Raw genomic sequence first — 17,199 nt, 5'->3', positions numbered from 1 at the left:
CACGGAGGGCCAGTTGGGGCCGGAACCGCAAGATCCGCCCACCCGCGGCTCGTGAACACCTCGTTGCGGATCCGTCGAGCGGGTGTCCGGCGCGCCGATACTGAGCGGCGGCGGCCGAGGAGCGGGGAGCGGGATGGACTGGACGGTGTGGACCGGTCTTGCCGCCGGTCTGCTGATCGCGTCGGTGACCGCGCCCGTCGGTGTGTCCGGGGCGGTGTTCCTGCTCCCGGTCCATCTCAGCGTCTTCGGCGTGCCGAGCCCGGCGGTCACGCCGACGAATCTGCTGTTCAACGTGGTGGCCGGGCCGGGCGCCCTGTGGCGGTACCGCCGCGACGGCGCCCTGCGCGGCGGCCTGGCCCGGCGCCTGATCGTCGGCACCCTCCCCGGTGTCGTCATCGGTGCCGCGATCCGCGTCTTCGCCCTCCCCGGGCCGGGGGTCTTCCGGCTGCTGGTCGCAGGTCTGCTGCTGCCGCTCGGCGGGTGGCTCTGCGTCCGCACCCTCGTCCCGGCCCATCGCCGGACGATCACGGCGGCGGAGCCGTCCCCGGCGGGGCTCACCCTGCTGGCCGTGACGGTGGGGATCGTCGGCGGCATCTACGGCATCGGCGGCGGATCCCTGCTCGGACCGGTCCTTGCCGCAAGGGGTCTGCCGATGGCGCGGGTGGCGCCTGCCGCGCTCGCCGCGACGTTCGCCACCTCGGTCGTCGGCGCGGGCACGTACGCGCTGCTGTCCCTGGTCGGTCCCGGCGACGCCGCACCCGACTGGTGGCTCGGGCTCGCCTGCGGGCTGGGCGGCCTGGCCGGGGGCTATCTCGGCGCCCGCCTCCAGCCCCAGCTGCCCGAGACCGTCCTGCGTCTCCTCCTCGGCGGCCTGGCCGCGACCGTCGGAGCGCTCTACGCGGTGCAGAGCCTGACCTGAGCCCCTCCTGTCCCCGGGGGCTCTCCTCGGACCGACGTCGGCACGGTGTTCGAGGCGGGGCACGGATAGGGTGAGGGTGATCAACCAACGGGTGGGGACAAGGGCGGCGGGCGCAATGGGTGCAGGTGAGGAGAGGCAGCCGGCGGGATCCGCGCGGCCCACGTCACGGGATGTCGCACGGCTCGCCGGGGTGTCGCACACCGCCGTGTCCTTCGTCTTCAACGGCCGCGCCGAGGGCAACCTCTCGCACGCCACCCAGGAGCGCATCCGGCAGGCCGCCGCCCAGCTCGGCTACCGGCCCGACCCTGTGGCCCGCGGTCTGCGGCGCCGTCGTACGGCCGTGATCGGCCTGGTCACCGATGAGATCGCCTCCTCGCCCTTCGCGGGACGGCTGCTGCGCGGCGCGATGGAGACCGCCTGGGACAGCGACCACCTCGTGCTGACCGTGGACTCCGGCGGCGACCCGGCCAAGGAGGACGCCGCGGTCGCCGAACTCCTCGACCGGCGCGTCGACGGCATCATCTACGCGGCCATGTCCCTGCGCCGGGTCCGCGTCCCGGAGGGACTGCACCGCACGCACTCCGTCCTCGCCAACTGCCTGCCCGAGGACGACTCCCTGCCCGCCGTCATCCCGGCCGAGCGCGCGGGCGGGCGCACGGCGGCCCGGCTGCTGCTGGAACAGGGGCACCGCCGTGTCGCCCACATCGGCGGACTCGACGACATCGCGTCCGTCGAGCGGCTGCGCGGTTTCCGCCACGCGCTGCGGGCGGAGGGGATCACCGTCCCCGACGAGTGGGTGGTACGGACCGGCGGCGAGATCTCCGGCGGGTACGAGGGCGCGCTGCGGATCCTCGCCGACGTGCCCGCCGACCGCCGTCCGACCGGCATCTTCAGCTACAACGACCGGGTCGCGGCAGGCGTCGTGCACGCCGCGACCCGGCTCGGCATCACCGTCCCCGGGGAGCTGTCGGTGGTCGGCTACGACGACCAGGAACACATGGCCGCGTTCCTCACCCCGCCCCTCACGACGGTGGCCCTCCCGCACCGGGCGATGGGCGAGGCCGCAGCCCGGCTCCTGCTGGACGCCATCGACACGGGCCGCACCCCGCCGGCCACCACCCGGCGGCTCGCCTGCGACGTGGTCACCCGGTCGTCGGTGGGACCAGCTCCCACCCTGTGACGACGGAGCCCGCACCCGTCACCGTGAGCTCCGGTACGTCGTCCGGGCGCCGGTAGACCCGCTCGGTGACCGTCGCCCGGTCCCCGACGAACAGCTCCAGCAGGGAGCCGTCCACCAGGACCCGTATCCCCAGCTCCGGTCCGCCGGGCACCCGCACCTCGATCGGCTCCGAACCTTCCCGGCCCGTACGTGGCCACCCGGAGCGGTCCAGCGTCACGACACCGTCGGCCGGATCCAGCCCTACCGTCAGCTCCGCTCCCGCTGCGGACCTCAGCAGAGTCACCGTCGTCGGGGCGACCGCGGTGACCGTCAGGTCGTACGCGTGCGGCAGCAGGGACCGCCTACCCGGTGCCGTCATGAACGGCTCGTCCGCGCGCAGCAGTTCCAGCTCCGGCGCCGGTACGACCCGCAGTGCCCCGTCCTCGTGGACGTCGACGACCCGTGGCGCGCTGAGGACCCCCGCCCACCCGGCGCGGTCCACCTCGCCCTGCTCCCGCGCCTCCCAGCTCCAGCCCCACATCAGGGCGCGGCCGTCCTCCTGGAGCACCGCGGGAGCGTAGAAGTCCCGTCCCTGGTCCAGCCGCCCGCCCCCGCGCGCCTCGAATCGCAACTCGTCGGACTCGCACGGCGTCAGACGGCCCGTCAGATAACCCGTCGCCCATGGGTCGCCGTCCCACAGCGAGACGACCAGGACGTGGTCACCACCGGCGGTCGCGTACATCTGCGGGCACTCCCAGCCCACCGCACGGTCGCCGAACGCCTCAGTCGCCACCGGGTCGTTGCCGTCCAGCAGCACGCCCGCGAACCGCCAGTCGGTGAGGTCGTCGCAGTCGTACAGCAGCACCGAGGGCGTTCCGTCGGCGTGGCCCACGCCGAGCAGGGCCCGGCGTCGGCCGCCGCTGCGGAGGACGAACGGGTCGCGGAACATCACCACGTCCAGGCCGGCGGGCGGCCCGGGGACAACCGGCGTGGGCAGCGGCCGCCACTCGGCGAGCGTGGGGTCGTCGGGGTCGGCTGCCCGGGCCAGGCAGACCGTGCCGAGACCGGTGTGCCCGTGGTCGACGCCCGTGTACACCGCGGTCGGCACTCCACCGTCGTCGACCACGCACCCGGACCAGCACCCCGCCTCGTCCGGCCCGCCGGGTGTCGGCGTGAGCGCGACCGGATGGTGCTCCCAGGTCACCAGGTCGGCGCTGGAGACATGACCCCAGTGGACGTTGTTGTGCACGGGCGCGTCCGGGTTGTGCTGGTAGAACAGGTGATGCCGGCCCCGCCAACGGAACGGGCCGTTGGGGTCGTTGACCCAGTTGGCGGGCGGACGGACCCGGAAGCGGGGGGCGTTGGGGTCCAGGGAGGCGGGGGCGTGGCTCAACGGTTGACTCCTGCGGACGTGATGCCCTCGCGCAGAGGGCGCTGGCCGACGACGAACACGGCGACGGCGGGGATCATGGAGAGCACGACACCGGCGAGCACGACCGAGATCGAGCCGGTGCCGAGATTGCCCTGGAGCGAGACCAGGCCCAGCGGCAGGGTGTAGTTCTGGGCGGAGGTCTCCAGGATCAGCGGGCGGAAGAACTCGTTCCAGTGGTAGTTGAAGGCCAGCACGCCGACGATCGCGAGCCCCGGTGCGGCGAGCGGGGCGTAGACCGAGCGGAAGGTCCGCCAGGGCCCGCAGCCGTCCAGCATCGCCGCCTCGCCGAGGTCCTTGGGCATACCGAGGAAGTACTGGCGCATCAGGAAGGTGCCGAACGCGGTCGGGAAGGCCGGGATGATCAGACCGAGCAGGGTGTCGGTCAGGCCCATCGACTTCAGCACCAGGAACACCGGCACGATGGTGACCTGGAGCGGCACCATCATCGTCGCCAGCACCAGCCCGAACAGCGGCTTCTTGAAACGGAACTCCAGGCGCGCGAAGGCGTACCCGGCGAGCCCGGCGGTGATCATCTGGCCGACCGCGATCAGCGCGGTCACCAGCGTCGAGTTCAGCGCGAGCAGCCAGACGTCGAGCTGCTCGAAGACCCCGCGATAGGAGTCCACGGTCGGATCCGTCGGGATGATCCTCGGGGGCAGGTCGAAGGACTCGGCCGGGGTGCGCAGGGAGGTCGACACCGTCCAGATGACCGGCCCGAGGGTCAGCAGGGCGCACCCGGCGAGACCGGTGATCCGCGCCCAGGGCGCGAGCGAGTGCCGGGCACGGCTGAGGTTCAACGTCGCTTGGCTCATGGGGGATTCACCGGCTCACTGGTAGTGGACGAAACGCCGGCTGAGCCGGAACTGGAGGGCGGTCACCGCCATGATCAGGACGAACAGCAGCACGCCCACCGCGGACGCCTCGCCGAAGCGGAGCTGCTCGAAGGCGCTCTCGTAGATGACCATCACGACGGTGCGGGTGGAGTCGCCGGGTCCGCCGTTGGTCAGGACGTAGGGCTGCTCGAAGACCTGGAGGGCGTTGATGATGCCGACAACCGAGGCGACCAGCAGCGTCGGCGACAGTAGCGGCAGGGTGACCGTGAGGTGCTTGCGCAGACCCGTCGCGCCGTCCAGCGAGGCCGCCTCGTGGATCTCCTTGGGGATGTTGTTCAGCCCGCCGACGAACAGCAGGAAGGAGAAGCCGAACTGCTGCCAGACATAGACCAGGACGACCGCCGTCATCGCCGCGTTCTCCGACGTCAGCCAGGGCACCGGCGCGATCCCGACCAGCCCGATCAGCCAGTTGACCACCCCGAAGTCCTGGTTGAACAGGTACTTCATCACCACCGAGATCGAGGCCGCGGACAGCACCAGCGGGAAGAAGAACGCCGACCGGAACACCGAGCGCAGCCACATCGGCATCCGCCCGTTCACCGCCAGCGCCAGCACCAGCGCGATCAGCAGTTGCAGCGCGACCGCGAGCACCATGAACACCAGCGTGTTGCGGAACGAGACGAGCACCGTCGAATCGCCGAACACGTCACGGTAGTTGGCCGCGCCTGCGAAGCTCGGGTCGTCGATGACGTTCCAGTGGAACAGGCTCAGCACGATCGATCCGGCGATCGGTACGACGGTGAAGACCACGATGCCGACGACGGTCGGCGCCAGGAACAGCGCGGCCAGCAGCCGTGTGCCGCGGTCCCGGGCGGAGGGCCGCGGGGCGGACGGGGCGGGGGCCGCCGGACGCGGCCGTACGGCCTGGATCTGGGTGTTCGTCATACGTCACGCTCCATGGCCTTCTCCAGGTCGCTCTGCATCCGGCGCAGCGCGGGACCCACCGCGCGCCGGGAGGCCAGGGCCGTGCCGGTGTGCTTGAGCAGCACCTGCTCCACCTCGGCGACCTGCGGCGGCGCCGGGATCGGCCCGGTGTCGGGGAACTTGTCGAGGGTGTCGTAGAAGACCTGCCAGTGCCGTGGGCCGGTCTCCCGGTAGCGGGCCGCGTCGAGCATCGAACGGCGCGCGGGGGTGGTCTGGTTGGTCTCGAACAGCCGCATCAGGGTGTCCCGGCGCGCGGCGTACTTGATGAACTCCCAGGCCTCCTCCTGGCGTTCGGAGGTGCGCAGGAGTGCGTAGCCGGCGGCGCCGAACTGCATGCGCTGGGTGCGCCAGCGGGGGAAATACTGCACGTCATAGTCGCTCGCCCCCATTCCGGTCAGATGCAGACCGCCCGCCCAGAAGCCGCCCGCGGGCGTGACGCCGACCCGGCCGGTGGAGAACACTCCGACGAGGTTCTGGCCGTTGCCGCCCTCGGGGCGGGTGCACAGGTCCTCCTGGATGAGGGAGGCGAGATAGTCGTACGCCTCCTCCACCCGTTCGTCGGTCGCCTGCGGGGTCGTCCAGCGGAACCCGCCCCCGCGGCCGGAGCGTTCGGCGGCCGGGTAGAAGCCGTCCCACAGCCAGTCGCCGCCCGGCGCCTTGGACTCGGTGAGGAGGTTGGTGCCGTTGGCGAAGAGCCAGGGCACCACTCCGCCCCACAGGCGGTTGGTCCAGAAGTACGGGGTGAATTGCGAGCCGCTGGACTTCTTCATGTCCCGCAGCAGCGCGGTGAAGTCGTCGCGGGTCCAGTCGGGGGCGGGGAAGGTCGCGCCCGCGCGCTGGAGGACCTGGTGGTTGAGGTACATGTCGGCCGCGTTGAACTCGACCGGCAGCTGGTACAGGCTCCCCTCGTACATCATCGACTCCACCAGTGAGGGATGGACGTCGGCGAAGTACTCGCGCAGCTCTGCCGCGTCCCGCTTCACCCACTTGTCCAGGGCCACTCCGAGGCGCTGCGCGAACAACTGGACGCCCTCGGTGGCGACGTAGACGAGGTCCGGGGCGGTGCCGGCGGCGATCTGGGTGAGGATCTTGGCGAAGAAGTCCGACCAGTCGACGGCCTGCACCGCGTTGATCCGCAGCTTGATGTCGGGGTGGAGCTCCTTGAAGCCGTCGGTGAGCGTGCGTATGGCCTCGGGGCCGTAGGCGGGGCCGAGGGTGGCGACGACGAGGGAGCCGTCGTCGCGGCCGGGGATGTCGGCTCCGGTGAGCCGGTCCCAGGAGGCGGCGGTGCCGGCCAGGGCGGCGGCTCCCGCGCCGTAGGCGCCGTACCGCAGCAGGGTGCGGCGGTTGAGGTGCGAGTCGGTCATCGGGCGGGCCTAACTCGTGTTAGTCGAGCAGTGATGCCCCAGATGATGTGGACCGGGTTCCATGCCTGTCAAGAGTCGTGCGCCCCTTGACCTTTAACGTGTTAGGTCCCAGAGTCCTGGAGCACATGAGCCGCCGTGCCGACGGAAGGGACCACTGCCCGATGCGAGGCATGACCAGAAGAGCGCTGTTCGCCGGATCGGCCGCGGGGACAGCGGCCGCGCTGCTGCCCGCCGCACCCGCGAACGCCCGGCCCGGGCGGGCCGCCGCGGACGCGAGCTACCGCGCCGAGTACCACTTCACCGTGCCCGACCAGTGGAAGAACGACCCGCAGCGCCCGATCTGGATCGAGGGCGAGTACCGCTACTTCTACCTCTACAACCCCGACTACTTCGCGGGCGGAACGACCGCCGGAACCGCCTGGCGCCTGGCCACCAGCACCGATCTGGTGGCCTTCCGGGACCGGGGGATCGCCGTACCGAAGGACACCACACCGAACGGCGACGTATGGTCCGGCTCGGCGGTGGTCGACACCGGGAACACCGCGGGCCACGGGGCGGGCGCAGTCGTCGTCCTGGCCACGATGGAGCCGGATGAGACCGCCAACTCCCAGGCCCAGTACCTGTATTACTCCACCGACGGCGGCCGCACCTTCACCCACGACGGCACCGATCCGGTGCTGCCCAACCCCGGAGTGAAGGACTTCCGCGACCCGAAGGTGATCCGGGACGAGGAGCGCGGCCGATGGGTGATGGCGCTGGCCGAGCACACCAAGGTGGGCTTCTACCACTCGGCGAACCTGCGCGAGTGGACGTACGCCGGCGGCTTCGTCAAGGAGGGGCTCGGCGTCCTGGAATGCCCCGACCTGTTCCGCCTCACCGCCGAGGACGGCACCGCGCGATGGGTGCTCGGGGTGAGCGCCAACGGCAAGGGCTCCGGGCTGCCGAACACCTACGCCTACTGGACCGGCGACTTCGACGGCAGCGCCTTCACGCCGGACGCCCCGGAACCGCAGTGGCTGGACCACGGCTGGGACTGGTACGGCGCCGTCACCTTCGACAAGCACCGCGCCGACGGCTCGGTCGACCCCCGGGCGCGCTACGCCATCGGCTGGCTGAACAACTGGGACTACGCCAACATCACCCCCACCATCGACACCGACGGCTTCAACGGCACCGACTCCATCGTCCGCGAGATCACCCTGAGCCGCACCGCCCCGGACACGTACTACCTCGCCTCACGCCCCGTCGCCGCCCTGGACGACCACGTCTCCCGCACGGTCGACCTCGGCGACCTGGAGGTCGACGGCACCCGTGTCCTGGACTACCGCGGCACCGCCTACGAACTGTCCTGCGAGATCACCTGGGACCAACTCAAGGGGGCGGGCGTGCAGTTGCGCCGCTCCGGCGACGGCTCACGCCACATCGACGCCGGGATCTACGGCGACTACGCCTTCCTCAACCGCCGTAACACCGTCAACCCGGATGTCTCCGGCCGCCGGCAGGAGAGCAAGAGCCCCTTCGACCCCTCGGCGGGCCGGGTGCGGCTGCGCATCCTGGTGGACCGGACGTCGGTGGAGATGTTCCTCGACGACGGCCGGTATACGCACTCCTCGGAGGCGTTCCCGTATCTGATCGACACCGGTCTCGCCCTGTTCTCGATCGACGGAAGGGCGGTGTTCCGGAACACGGTGATACGGGAGTTCAGGATCTGAGCCCGAACCACGCCTCCGCGAGCGCGGGCAGCGTCTGCCGGCCGGGGGCGCCCAACTCCCTGAGATACCAGGGCAGGTTGCTGTACACATGCAGCAGCGTGTAGGCGAGCAGCACGGATGGTTCGAAGGTCTTGCCGTAGGCCTTGCCGAGCAGGCCCAGCAGTTCGGGATTGCCGCCGGTGACGAACAGGCCGACGCCCACGAAGTCGTAGGCGGGGTCACCGATCATCGCCGGTTCGAAGTCGAAGAGCCCGGTAAGACGCCAGCCGTCGGGATCGACGAGGAAGTGCTGCCGCATGACCTCGGTGTGCAGCAGGGACCGTCGCGGAGCGCGGGGCAGCGGCACCGAGGCCAGGAAGTCCGGGATCTGCTCCAGCCACACGTCCGGGAGCGCGTGCGCGCGCTGCTGCTCCACCGCCTTCACGCTCTGCCGGTCCACGAAGGCGCCCCAGTCGCCGGGGCCGAGCGCATCCTCCAGTGGCCCGGCGTCGAGCGAGTGCAGCACGGCGAGGGCCTCACCGATCTCGGCCACGAGCCGTTCCCGGTGGGCCCTCGGCACGCGCTCCCAGCAGTGCGCCAGATTCTCGCCCCGCAGACGGGACATCAGGACGTACCGCCAGCCGTTCTCGTGGGCCCCGAACTCCCGCACCCGGGGCGTCGGTACGGGCAGCCGCCCGTGGAGATGCGACAGAACGCGGCCCTCCGCGACGCCGTCCCCGGCGGCGGCCGCGGGGAAGAGCTTGAGGACGTGTTCGTCGCCGACTGCGTAGACCGGCTGCGATCCGTCCGCGAAACGCGTGAGCGGTGCACCGGCGAGGCCGAGGCGTGCGCACAGCTCCCGCACTCCCGGGCGCATGACGCTCTCGTCGGGGACGACCGCGTCCCATTGCTCGTCGGTTTCCACCAGAGGCAGCATGATCCGGACCGTAGACGGCCGTACGCCACCGCCACAACGCGTTATTGGCGTCCAGGACGCCCTCGCCAGCCCCGTGGATTCCTGACACGATCTTGTGGGAACCGGCGGTCGCCGGAGCCGGTGCTGACGAGCGACGGAGTGCGCATGACGACGGACAGGGGCCCGGCGCAGGGGGCGGAGCGGAGTGCGGGGATCGAGGTGAAGCCGGCCGCCGGGCACATCGGCGCGGAGATCACGGGCGTGGACCTGGCGGCCGACCTCGACGACGCGGTGGTCGCCGCGATCAGGGCCGCGGTGCTGCGCTGGAAGGTCGTGTTCTTCCGCGACCAACGCCTCGACCACGCCGGACATGTGGCGTTCGCCCGGCGCTTCGGCGAACCGGTCGTCCTGCCCCGCCGCGGCAAGGCGTCCCCGCCGGACTTCCCGGAGGTGGAGACCACGGCGGACCGTCTGGAACTGGGCGGCCGCTTCGGCATGGACCACGACGAATGGCTGCGCCGCCGCCGGCACACCCTGCTGCGCGGCTGGCACTGCGACCACGGCGCCCGCGTCGACCCACCCGCCGCGACCATCCTGCGCGCCGATACGGTCCCGCCGTACGGCGGCGACACGACCTGGTCGAACCTGGCCGCCGCCTACGCCGGACTGTCCGTCCCCGTAAGGGAGTTCGTGTCGACCCTGCGGGCCGAGCACCGCCTGGGCGTCGGCTACCAGCCACGCCCCGGGGACGACGCCTATGTCCGCCACCTCCTGGACCACCAGGTCGCCACCCTCCACCCCCTGGTACGGGTCCACCCGGAGACCGGTGAGCGGATCCTGTATGTCAACGGCTACTACGTCGACCAGATCGCCGACCTCTCCCGCGCCGAGAGTCAGGCTCTGCTCGACCTCCTCCTCGACCAGGCGGTCCGCCCCGAGTACACGGTCCGCTTCCGCTGGGAGCCGGGCAGCGTGGCCTTCTGGGACAACCGCGCGACCATCCATCTGGCCCCCGGTGACACCACCCACCTCGACCATCCCCGCACCATGCACCGCGTGATGCTGACGGGCGACGTGCCGGTCGGCGTGGACGGAAAGCCCTCGGAGCCGATCGTGGGGAGTGAACCGGGACGCTGGTGAGCCCTCAGACGCTGCTCCGGCAGTACAGATGCGCCCCCGCCGTCCGCGCCCGGCGCGCCAGCGCCGTGAACGTCTCGACCGCCTCCCTGGCGATCCGGTAGTCCCCGAAGTCCACCTCGTCGATCTCCTGCCACCGCATCGCCACCATCGCGACGGCGTCCTCGGGGAGTTCGGCGAGGACGTCCCGCCAACGGTCGGGCAACTGCTGAAGGAGCAGCCCCGTGTCCCAGGGGGAGTCGGGACCTATGGACTCCCCCTGGGGATAGGGCGGTTCGGGCCAGACCAGTTCCGGCTCGTCCGCCTGGTCGGCGAAGGGGACGGCCTCGGCGTGGGCCACGAGCTGGGCCACGACGACGTTCGGGTCGAGCCCCTTCGCGTCGATCCAGTCCGCCCCCGCCTCCGCCAGGGACGTCCCGCGCAGCCAGTCGCCGCCGGGGCCGATGGCCTGGTCCACCGCGGCGGCGCGGTCGCTCGCGGCGAAGTAGTCGTGCAGTACACCCATCGCGGTCTCCGTGGTCGTTCCGGTCCTGTGATCGAGTAGAGCAGAAGGCACTGACAATCCCGCCGCGCGGACGCGAATCCGATTGCCCCGCTCACCACGAGCCACCATCCTGCTCGGATGCGCTTCTCGATCAACATCCCCAACTTCGGTGACTTCGCCGACCCTCGCAACGTCGCGACCGTGGCGGCCGCCGCCGAGGAGGCCGGCTGGGACGGCCTCTTCGTGTGGGACCACGTACTGCACCGGCAGCACCAGGGACGCCCCTTCGGCGATCCGTGGATGCTGTTGACCGCGGCGGCGCTGGCGACGTCCCGGATCCGGCTGGGCACCCTGCTCACCCCGGTCCCGCGCTACCGTCCGCAGCAACTCGCCCGCCAGGTGGCCACCCTGGACCGGCTCAGCGGCGGCCGGGTCACCTTCGCCGCCGGGCTGGGCGGGCCCGTCGAGGACGAGTACCGCAGCTTCGGCGACGCCGCCCCGCCGCGCGTGCTCGCCGAGCGGCTGGACGAGGGACTGGAACTCCTGCTGCGCTTCTGGTCCGGCACGCCGGTGAACCACCGGGGTCCGCACTACGAGGTCCAGGACGTGACCCTGCTGCCCGGCACCGTTCAGCAGCCCGGTCCGCCGGTGTGGATCGGCGGGTTCTGGCCACGCCGGGCGCCCATGCGGCGGGCGGCCCGCTGGGACGGCGCGGTGCCGTTGTTCGAGACGGCACGGCACGGTCATGTCCCGGACGCGGCGGAGGTACGCGAACTCGTCGACTACGTGCGCGGACACCGTACGGCCGAGACCGGCCGCCCCTTCGAGATCGTGCTCGGCGGCGCCACGCCCCCGGACCCCGCCCAGGCCAGAGACGTGATCGGCCCGCTGCACGACGCCGGGGCCACCTGGTGGGACGAGCGGCAGCTCCAGACCGGACCCGACCTGGACCGGCTGCCCCCGGTGCTGCGACGTATCGAGGCCGGCCCGCCGGTGATCTGAGCGCGGCTACTGGTCGTCCTCGGAACCGGCCGTTCGCTCGGCCCGGTCCTGCACCAGCACGGCACCGATCGTCACCGAGGCGACGACGGCCGCGCTCACCACGATCAGCCAGGAGAACAGGGTCAGGATCAGGCCGAGTGAGCCGTACTCGGCCAGCGCGCGATTGAGCGCGTTCGGGATGTAGATCCGGGCCGTCAGCGCGAGCGCGGTCGTAGCGCCCGCGGCCAGCACCGCGCCGGGCAGCAGCGGCAGCCAGGGCATCCGGCCGGCCAGCAGCAGGTGCTGCGTCAACAGCCACACTCCTGTGCTGACCAGGAAGAACAGGATGGTGCCGAGCCACAGACCCACACCGAAGCCATTGCGGACAGGGCCCTGGAGGAGGACGGCCAGCACCAGGACGAACAGCCACACCACCCACCGCCAGGCCGCGATCCTGGTCTTCGCCCGCGGCAGCCGCCAGGCACGTTCGCAGACCCGGGCCATGACCCGGCTGAAGCTGGTGGCGGAGGCCAGCGCCACGACCAGGCCGACGACGCCGGTGGTCTGACGCAGGCCGTCGTCCGAGGGGTGCTCCAGCACCTGGCCCAGCTCCAGATCCGACCGGCCAGTCAGCCCGAACATGGCACGCAGGGACTCCCGCAGCTGGTCGCGGACGCTCTGCGGAGAGAAGGCGGCCATGGCGAACAGCAGCGGCACCGCGGCCAGGAACGTCTGTGCCGCGAGCCTCGTCGCGGAGTCCAGCAGGTTCGCCGAAACCAACCGGCTCGTCAACTCGCTCATGACGGGGAAGCGCCGCTCCGTACGGGCGTGCAGGAGCTTCAGCCGCGTCAGCCACGCCATGCCACCTCCCGCTCGGCCACCGGGCCGTCCACGCCAGTCAAGGCGGCACCCGCCGCGCGCGTCGAGCGCTGCTGAGCCGATCGGGTCGCGCGTCGGCCCAGGAGGTCGCTGCCGGGCCCGTTTCCCTCGAACGGCCTACACCGCTCGTGGTGCCGACCGGCCGGAGCGAGGGTGGCACTGGCTGAGTCCGGCAGGAAGGAAGCGATGACCATGAGACGCTACCCGCCCATCGCGGACCACGGCATGGTCGGCGACCTCCAGACCGTGGCTCTGATCTCCTCCGACGGCGTTATCAATTGGTTCTGCGCGCCGCGGTTCGACTCACCCAGTCTCTTCGCGTCCCTCCTCGACCACGACCGCGGAGGCCATTTCGCGATCACCGTGGACGGCGCGGACGTGAGCACGCGCCAGCTGTACCTGGCCGACACCGCCGTGCTCATCACCCGCTTCCTCACCCCCGAAGGCGTCGGTGAGGTGGTCGACTTCATGCCCGTGCACCGCCCGGAGACGGCCACGGACCGGCACCGGCTGATCAGGGTGATGCGGGTGACCCGCGGCCGGATCCGCTTCTCCGTCGCCTGCCGCCCCCGCTTCGACTACGCCCGCGCCACCCACCGGCTCACGCTCCACGACGGCGTCGCGCACTTCACCGGCCCGGGCATCGACGTTCACCTCCAGCCCGCGGGCCCGCTGGCGCTCCAGCCGGACGGCGAGGACGTCGTGGCAGACGTGGAGCTGGCGCAGGGACAGCTGGCGGCGACCGTGCTGACGGTGTGCGCGGCCGGAGGGGAGCAGCCCGCGCCGCCCACCCGCGAGAGCATCCACGCGGAGTTCGAGGGGACCTGCGGCTTCTGGTACCGGTGGATGCGCCGCAGCCGCTACCAGGGGCGCTGGACGGCGGCGGTCAACCGGTCCGCGATCACCCTGAAGCTGCTCACCTACGCCCCCAGCGGCGCTCCCGTGGCGGCCGCGACGGCGGGCCTTCCCGAGCAGATCGGCGGCGAGCGCAACTGGGACTACCGCTACACCTGGGTGCGGGACGCCTCCCTGTCCCTGAACGCGCTGGTCGGACTGGGCTTCGACGAGGAGGCCCATGCCTTCCGCCGCTGGATCGGCGAACGGCTGCGCGAGGGCCGTACGGTGACCGGTGAGCCGTTGCAGATCATGTACCGCATCGACGGCGACCCGCACCTCGCCGAGGAGACCCTCGACCACCTGGAGGGCTACCGTGCCTCCGCACCCGTCCGGATCGGCAACGGCGCCGCCGACCAACTCCAGCTCGACATCTACGGCGAGGCCACCTACGCCTTCACCCGCACCCAGGACCTCGCGCACCACATGCACTACGACGGCTGGCTCGCCCTGCGCGGCATGCTGGACTGGCTGGTCGACAACTGGGACCGCCCGGACGAGGGGATCTGGGAGACGCGCGGCGGCCGCAAGGACTTCACCTACAGCCGCCTGATGTGCTGGACGGCCTTCGACCGCGGCATCCGGGTCGCCCGGGAGATGGCCCGCCCCGCCGACCTGACCGCGTGGACCGCCGCGCGGGACGCCATCCTCGCGCAGATCCTCGACCGCGGCTGGAGCCCCCGGCGCCAGGCCTTCGTCCAGCACTACGGCAGCGAGGTCCTCGACGCCTCACTCCTGCTCATGCCGGCGGTCGGCTTCATCACGCCCCGCGACCCGCGCTGGCTGTCCACGCTCGACGCCATGGACACCGAGCTCGTCTCCGACAGCCTCGTCTACCGCTACGACCCGGCGGCCTCCCCGGACGGACTGCGCGGCAGCGAGGGCACCTTCTCGCTGTGCAGCTTCCTGTACGTAGACGCCCTGGCCCAGTCCGACCGTCTCGACCAGGCCCGCTACGCCTTCGACAAGATGCTCACCTACGCCAACCACGTGGGCCTCTTCGGGGAGGAGATCGGCCCCACCGGCGAACAACTGGGCAACTTCCCTCAGGCCTTCACCCACCTGGCACTGATCACCGCGGCCCTGTCCCTGGACGAGGAACTCAACCGCCCGGAGCACTCGCGCTGGATGAACTGACCGCCCACACCTCGCCACCCGCCCCGGGAAATCCACTCGCCCGCCCGCACCCGAGCCACTACGCTCCGGCGGCACGACACAGGCGCGACAAGCGACATGCGACGGCGAGGGGAGCCGGCATGGAGGTCCCAGGCGTGCGGACGGACCGTTTGGGTGTGCTGATCGACCAGTTCGACCGGGCCAGGGAGATGGCCCAGGTACGGCTGACCGGACTCGGCGATGAGGAGTACCTGTGGGAACCCGTCCCCGGGTGCTGGTCGCTGCGGCGCCGTGGCGAGGCGACGGCGCCCAGGGCGTTCGGGCCGGGGGAGTGGGTGCTCGACCTGGGCGCGCCGGACATCCCCGCGAACGAGTACGAGGAGATCGCCCGGCAGGCCGCGAGCGGCATGAGCGTCGCCAAGATCGCCGAGGACTGGAGTGTGAGCGTCGAGCGGGTCCGGGAGGTCCTCGACCACACCGGCCCTCCGGAACCCGACAGGACCGCCGTCACGACCATCGCGTGGCGGCTGGGCCATCTGCACGTCCAGTTCGCGGGCCAGTGGGAGTGGACCTTCGGCGAACGGCACCAGGACCCCAGGCTGATGGTCGACTTCACCCCTTCCGCCGTCCTGACCCTGGAACGGTTCTGGCCGCTGGTGGACCGCTGGCGAGACCGCGTCGCTGCCCTGACCGAGGAGGAACTCGACACGGTCGGCCTCTCGCGGTACCCCTACGGCTCCGACCCCGACGAACCCTTCATCAGCGTCCTGTGGGGCAGCAGCCTGGAGTTCATCCACCACATGGCCGAGATCGCCCTGCTGCGCGACCTGTACGCGGCACGCTAACCCTCGCCCCGGCCCCGAGCCGAGTCGACCTCAGCGGCCAGCACACCCATCTCGTGCAACCGCGCGAAGTACTTGGACGCGTACTCGTCGTCCCCGATGGAGGGGAGGACATTCCCCAACATCGCGGTCCGATCCCGCAGGACACCCTGGCGCCGTTCGTCCAGGGGCCCCTCCATCGCCGACGAGACACACCCGGCGAGAGCGGAGTCCAGTGACACCATGCAGGTGCCTTCGGGCTCACGGCGGTAGAAGCCCCGGGGAAACGGCAGCTCCATGAACTCGCCCCAGAGCCGCGACAGTTGATCCAGCCTCGTTTCCGCCATGCAAGTGATCATCCCGCATGGCCAGGAGTCAGTCCATCGGCGTCAGGACGTCGTCCTCGTCGAGGAAGTAGCTGCCTTTGGCCAGGCCCTCCACGGTGTGGTCCTTGAGCCAGTGCCGGGACATCCGCTGCACTGTCTTGGCCCTGATTTCCCAGGGGATCTGATGGCCCGCGCAGGCGATGCGGAACGTCAGTTTGTGCGAGCCGGGAATGAGGTCGTACAGCGCGGGCACCGAGAAGTACAACAGGCCCAGGTTGGAGGCCGTGTTCACGATCGAGTCGAGGTCCCCGTAGATGATGAGCACGGGGACGTCCGCGCCGAGGATGCCGTCCAGGCCCACGGTGGTGGAGTTCCAGCCCCACCAGTAGGGGTTCTTGACCCGCATCACGCCGCCGGGCACCCCCGGTGCCCCTTCGGCTTCGGGACCCCAGGTCGCGCCGATGGAGTCGTTCTCCATGATGGCTTTCCACACGACGTCGACCATGCCCTCTTCCCGCTGCCTGCGGCACTTCAGGTCCCTGTCCCACGTGGCTTGGACACCCGCTTTGGTGGAGAGGGTCATCGGGAAGCCGAACACGGCTTCAGGAGTCTTCACCGGCAGGTCCACGGGCGCCTCCCAGCGCGTCCCGGGCTTGCTCTGCCTGCCGTTCGGCGGGAAGACCGGCGCGAGCAGCAGCAGGCTCCTGACGTTGTCCTTGTGCTGGATGGCGTACGGCCCGAGCTGCTGCGCTGCGGCCGACCAGCCGATGAGATCGACCTTCGACGCGGAGGTGAGGGTTTTGATGTAGGTGACGACCTTGTGCACTTCGTCCCAGTTGCTCTGCGAGTTGTCCAACTGGGCCTGGTACTGCACAGGACCGGAGGCACCACCTGGATGCGTTGAGAGGAGAGGCTTCTGGACGGGGTTCACATTGCGTGGGTCGGACATCTCGGGGCGGGTGGACCGGCCGGACCCCTGGAGGTCCATGATGAAGACGTCGTAGCCCGCCTGGGCGAGGTCGTCGGCCCAGCCGTACTTGGGGTGCTGGAGATCGAACCCTGCCAACGCCGGAACGCTGCGGCCGTGCAGCATCAGTACCGGCTCACGCGGATGGTTGGGCTTGGTGCCATCGCGCTCCCGCACGAAGAGAGTGGCGGGCTTGTTCTTGTTGGCGGGGATGGTCGATGTCCACGGAATCGAGTGATCAGTGAGCTTCGGTGCTGCCATGGCTGCGCTCCGACGGTGATACGCGAAGGGGT

Annotated in this window: 16 protein-coding genes; 7 read left to right on the top strand and 9 right to left on the bottom strand. The window is 70.9% G+C overall.

All coding sequences use genetic code 11. The features are described from left to right. The first annotated feature begins 133 nt into the window (after window positions 1-133). Together STRCI_RS01650 and STRCI_RS01645 are read left to right on the top strand one after the other, a co-directional pair. Window positions 134-919 (top strand): sulfite exporter TauE/SafE family protein, encoded by a 786-nt coding sequence (locus STRCI_RS01650; RefSeq protein ID WP_269656978.1) that lies wholly within the window; start codon window positions 134-136, stop codon window positions 917-919. Between the two features lie 115 nt (window positions 920-1,034). Then, window positions 1,035-2,099 carry a LacI family DNA-binding transcriptional regulator gene (locus tag STRCI_RS01645; protein WP_269656977.1) on the top strand — a complete coding sequence of 355 codons (1,065 nt, stop codon included), beginning with the start codon at window positions 1,035-1,037 and terminating at the stop codon, window positions 2,097-2,099. Here the strand turns inward: STRCI_RS01645 and STRCI_RS01640 are convergent. The 4 genes from STRCI_RS01640 to STRCI_RS01625 are packed head-to-tail and all read right to left on the bottom strand — an operon-like array spanning window position 2,062 to window position 6,694. Next, a complete protein-coding gene (locus tag STRCI_RS01640; protein WP_269656976.1) occupies window positions 2,062-3,471 on the bottom strand; it encodes a glycoside hydrolase family 32 protein in 1,410 nt (469 codons plus the stop codon). The genes STRCI_RS01645 and STRCI_RS01640 overlap by 38 nt on opposite strands. Continuing rightward, complete coding sequence (locus STRCI_RS01635) at window positions 3,468-4,322, bottom strand: carbohydrate ABC transporter permease (protein ID WP_269656975.1); 855 nt, start codon at window positions 4,320-4,322, stop codon at window positions 3,468-3,470. Before STRCI_RS01635 ends, STRCI_RS01640 begins: the two co-directional genes overlap by 4 nt. Before the next feature lie 15 nt (window positions 4,323-4,337). Next, entirely contained in the window at window positions 4,338-5,288 is a 951-nt protein-coding gene (locus tag STRCI_RS01630) for a carbohydrate ABC transporter permease (protein WP_269656974.1), read from the bottom strand. Next, entirely contained in the window at window positions 5,285-6,694 is a 1,410-nt protein-coding gene (locus STRCI_RS01625; protein ID WP_269656973.1) for an extracellular solute-binding protein, read from the bottom strand. Before STRCI_RS01625 ends, STRCI_RS01630 begins: the two co-directional genes overlap by 4 nt. A 161-nt stretch (window positions 6,695-6,855) precedes the next feature. Between STRCI_RS01625 and STRCI_RS01620 the strand changes: the two genes are divergently transcribed. Further along, window positions 6,856-8,406: a glycoside hydrolase family 32 protein gene (locus STRCI_RS01620; RefSeq protein ID WP_269656972.1), complete on the top strand. Its 1,551-nt coding sequence runs from the start codon at window positions 6,856-6,858 to the stop codon at window positions 8,404-8,406. Here the strand turns inward: STRCI_RS01620 and STRCI_RS01615 are convergent. Beyond that, window positions 8,396-9,322, bottom strand: coding sequence for a phosphotransferase family protein (locus STRCI_RS01615; RefSeq protein WP_269656971.1), 927 nt, complete (start codon window positions 9,320-9,322; stop codon window positions 8,396-8,398). The two genes, STRCI_RS01620 and STRCI_RS01615, sit on opposite strands and share 11 nt — an antisense overlap. Window positions 9,323-9,466: 144 nt before the next feature. Here STRCI_RS01615 and STRCI_RS01610 point away from each other — a divergent pair, with 144 nt between their 5' ends. Beyond that, the gene (locus STRCI_RS01610; RefSeq protein WP_269656970.1) at window positions 9,467-10,441 is read left to right on the top strand and encodes a TauD/TfdA dioxygenase family protein; all 975 of its coding nucleotides are present in this window, start codon (window positions 9,467-9,469) and stop codon (window positions 10,439-10,441) included. Between the two features lie 4 nt (window positions 10,442-10,445). Here the strand turns inward: STRCI_RS01610 and STRCI_RS01605 are convergent, their stop codons facing one another. After that, window positions 10,446-10,943: a hypothetical protein gene (locus STRCI_RS01605; protein ID WP_269656969.1), complete on the bottom strand. Its 498-nt coding sequence runs from the start codon at window positions 10,941-10,943 to the stop codon at window positions 10,446-10,448. A 117-nt stretch (window positions 10,944-11,060) separates the two neighbouring features. Between STRCI_RS01605 and STRCI_RS01600 the strand changes: the two genes are divergently transcribed. Next, the gene (locus STRCI_RS01600; RefSeq protein ID WP_269656968.1) at window positions 11,061-11,924 is read left to right on the top strand and encodes an LLM class flavin-dependent oxidoreductase; all 864 of its coding nucleotides are present in this window, start codon (window positions 11,061-11,063) and stop codon (window positions 11,922-11,924) included. Window positions 11,925-11,930: 6 nt separating this feature from the next. Here STRCI_RS01600 and STRCI_RS01595 read toward each other — a convergent pair whose 3' ends face one another. Beyond that, window positions 11,931-12,764 carry a YhjD/YihY/BrkB family envelope integrity protein gene (locus STRCI_RS01595; protein WP_269656967.1) on the bottom strand — a complete coding sequence of 278 codons (834 nt, stop codon included), beginning with the start codon at window positions 12,762-12,764 and terminating at the stop codon, window positions 11,931-11,933. A 204-nt stretch (window positions 12,765-12,968) separates the two neighbouring features. Here STRCI_RS01595 and STRCI_RS01590 point away from each other — a divergent pair, with 204 nt between their 5' ends. Together STRCI_RS01590 and STRCI_RS01585 are read left to right on the top strand one after the other, a co-directional pair. Next, window positions 12,969-14,813, top strand: coding sequence for a glycoside hydrolase family 15 protein (locus tag STRCI_RS01590; RefSeq protein WP_269656966.1), 1,845 nt, complete (start codon window positions 12,969-12,971; stop codon window positions 14,811-14,813). A 119-nt stretch (window positions 14,814-14,932) separates the two neighbouring features. Then, complete coding sequence (locus STRCI_RS01585; protein WP_269656965.1) at window positions 14,933-15,637, top strand: DinB family protein; 705 nt, start codon at window positions 14,933-14,935, stop codon at window positions 15,635-15,637. On the opposite strand, the gene STRCI_RS01580 is transcribed toward STRCI_RS01585, so the two are convergent. Together STRCI_RS01580 and STRCI_RS01575 are read right to left on the bottom strand one after the other, a co-directional pair. Then, window positions 15,634-15,960, bottom strand: a complete 327-nt coding sequence (locus STRCI_RS01580; protein ID WP_269656963.1) for a hypothetical protein — start codon at window positions 15,958-15,960, stop codon at window positions 15,634-15,636. The genes STRCI_RS01585 and STRCI_RS01580 overlap by 4 nt on opposite strands. 28 nt (window positions 15,961-15,988) lie before the next feature. Further along, a complete protein-coding gene (locus tag STRCI_RS01575; protein ID WP_269656962.1) occupies window positions 15,989-17,167 on the bottom strand; it encodes an alpha/beta fold hydrolase in 1,179 nt (392 codons plus the stop codon). Window positions 17,168-17,199: the final 32 nt, after the last annotated feature.

Source organism: Streptomyces cinnabarinus (assembly GCF_027270315.1).
GTDB classification, from domain to species: Bacteria; Actinomycetota; Actinomycetes; order Streptomycetales; family Streptomycetaceae; genus Streptomyces; species Streptomyces cinnabarinus.
Note: the sequence above shows the minus strand (reverse complement) of the source record. Positions and strands in the feature narration are given on the sequence as shown.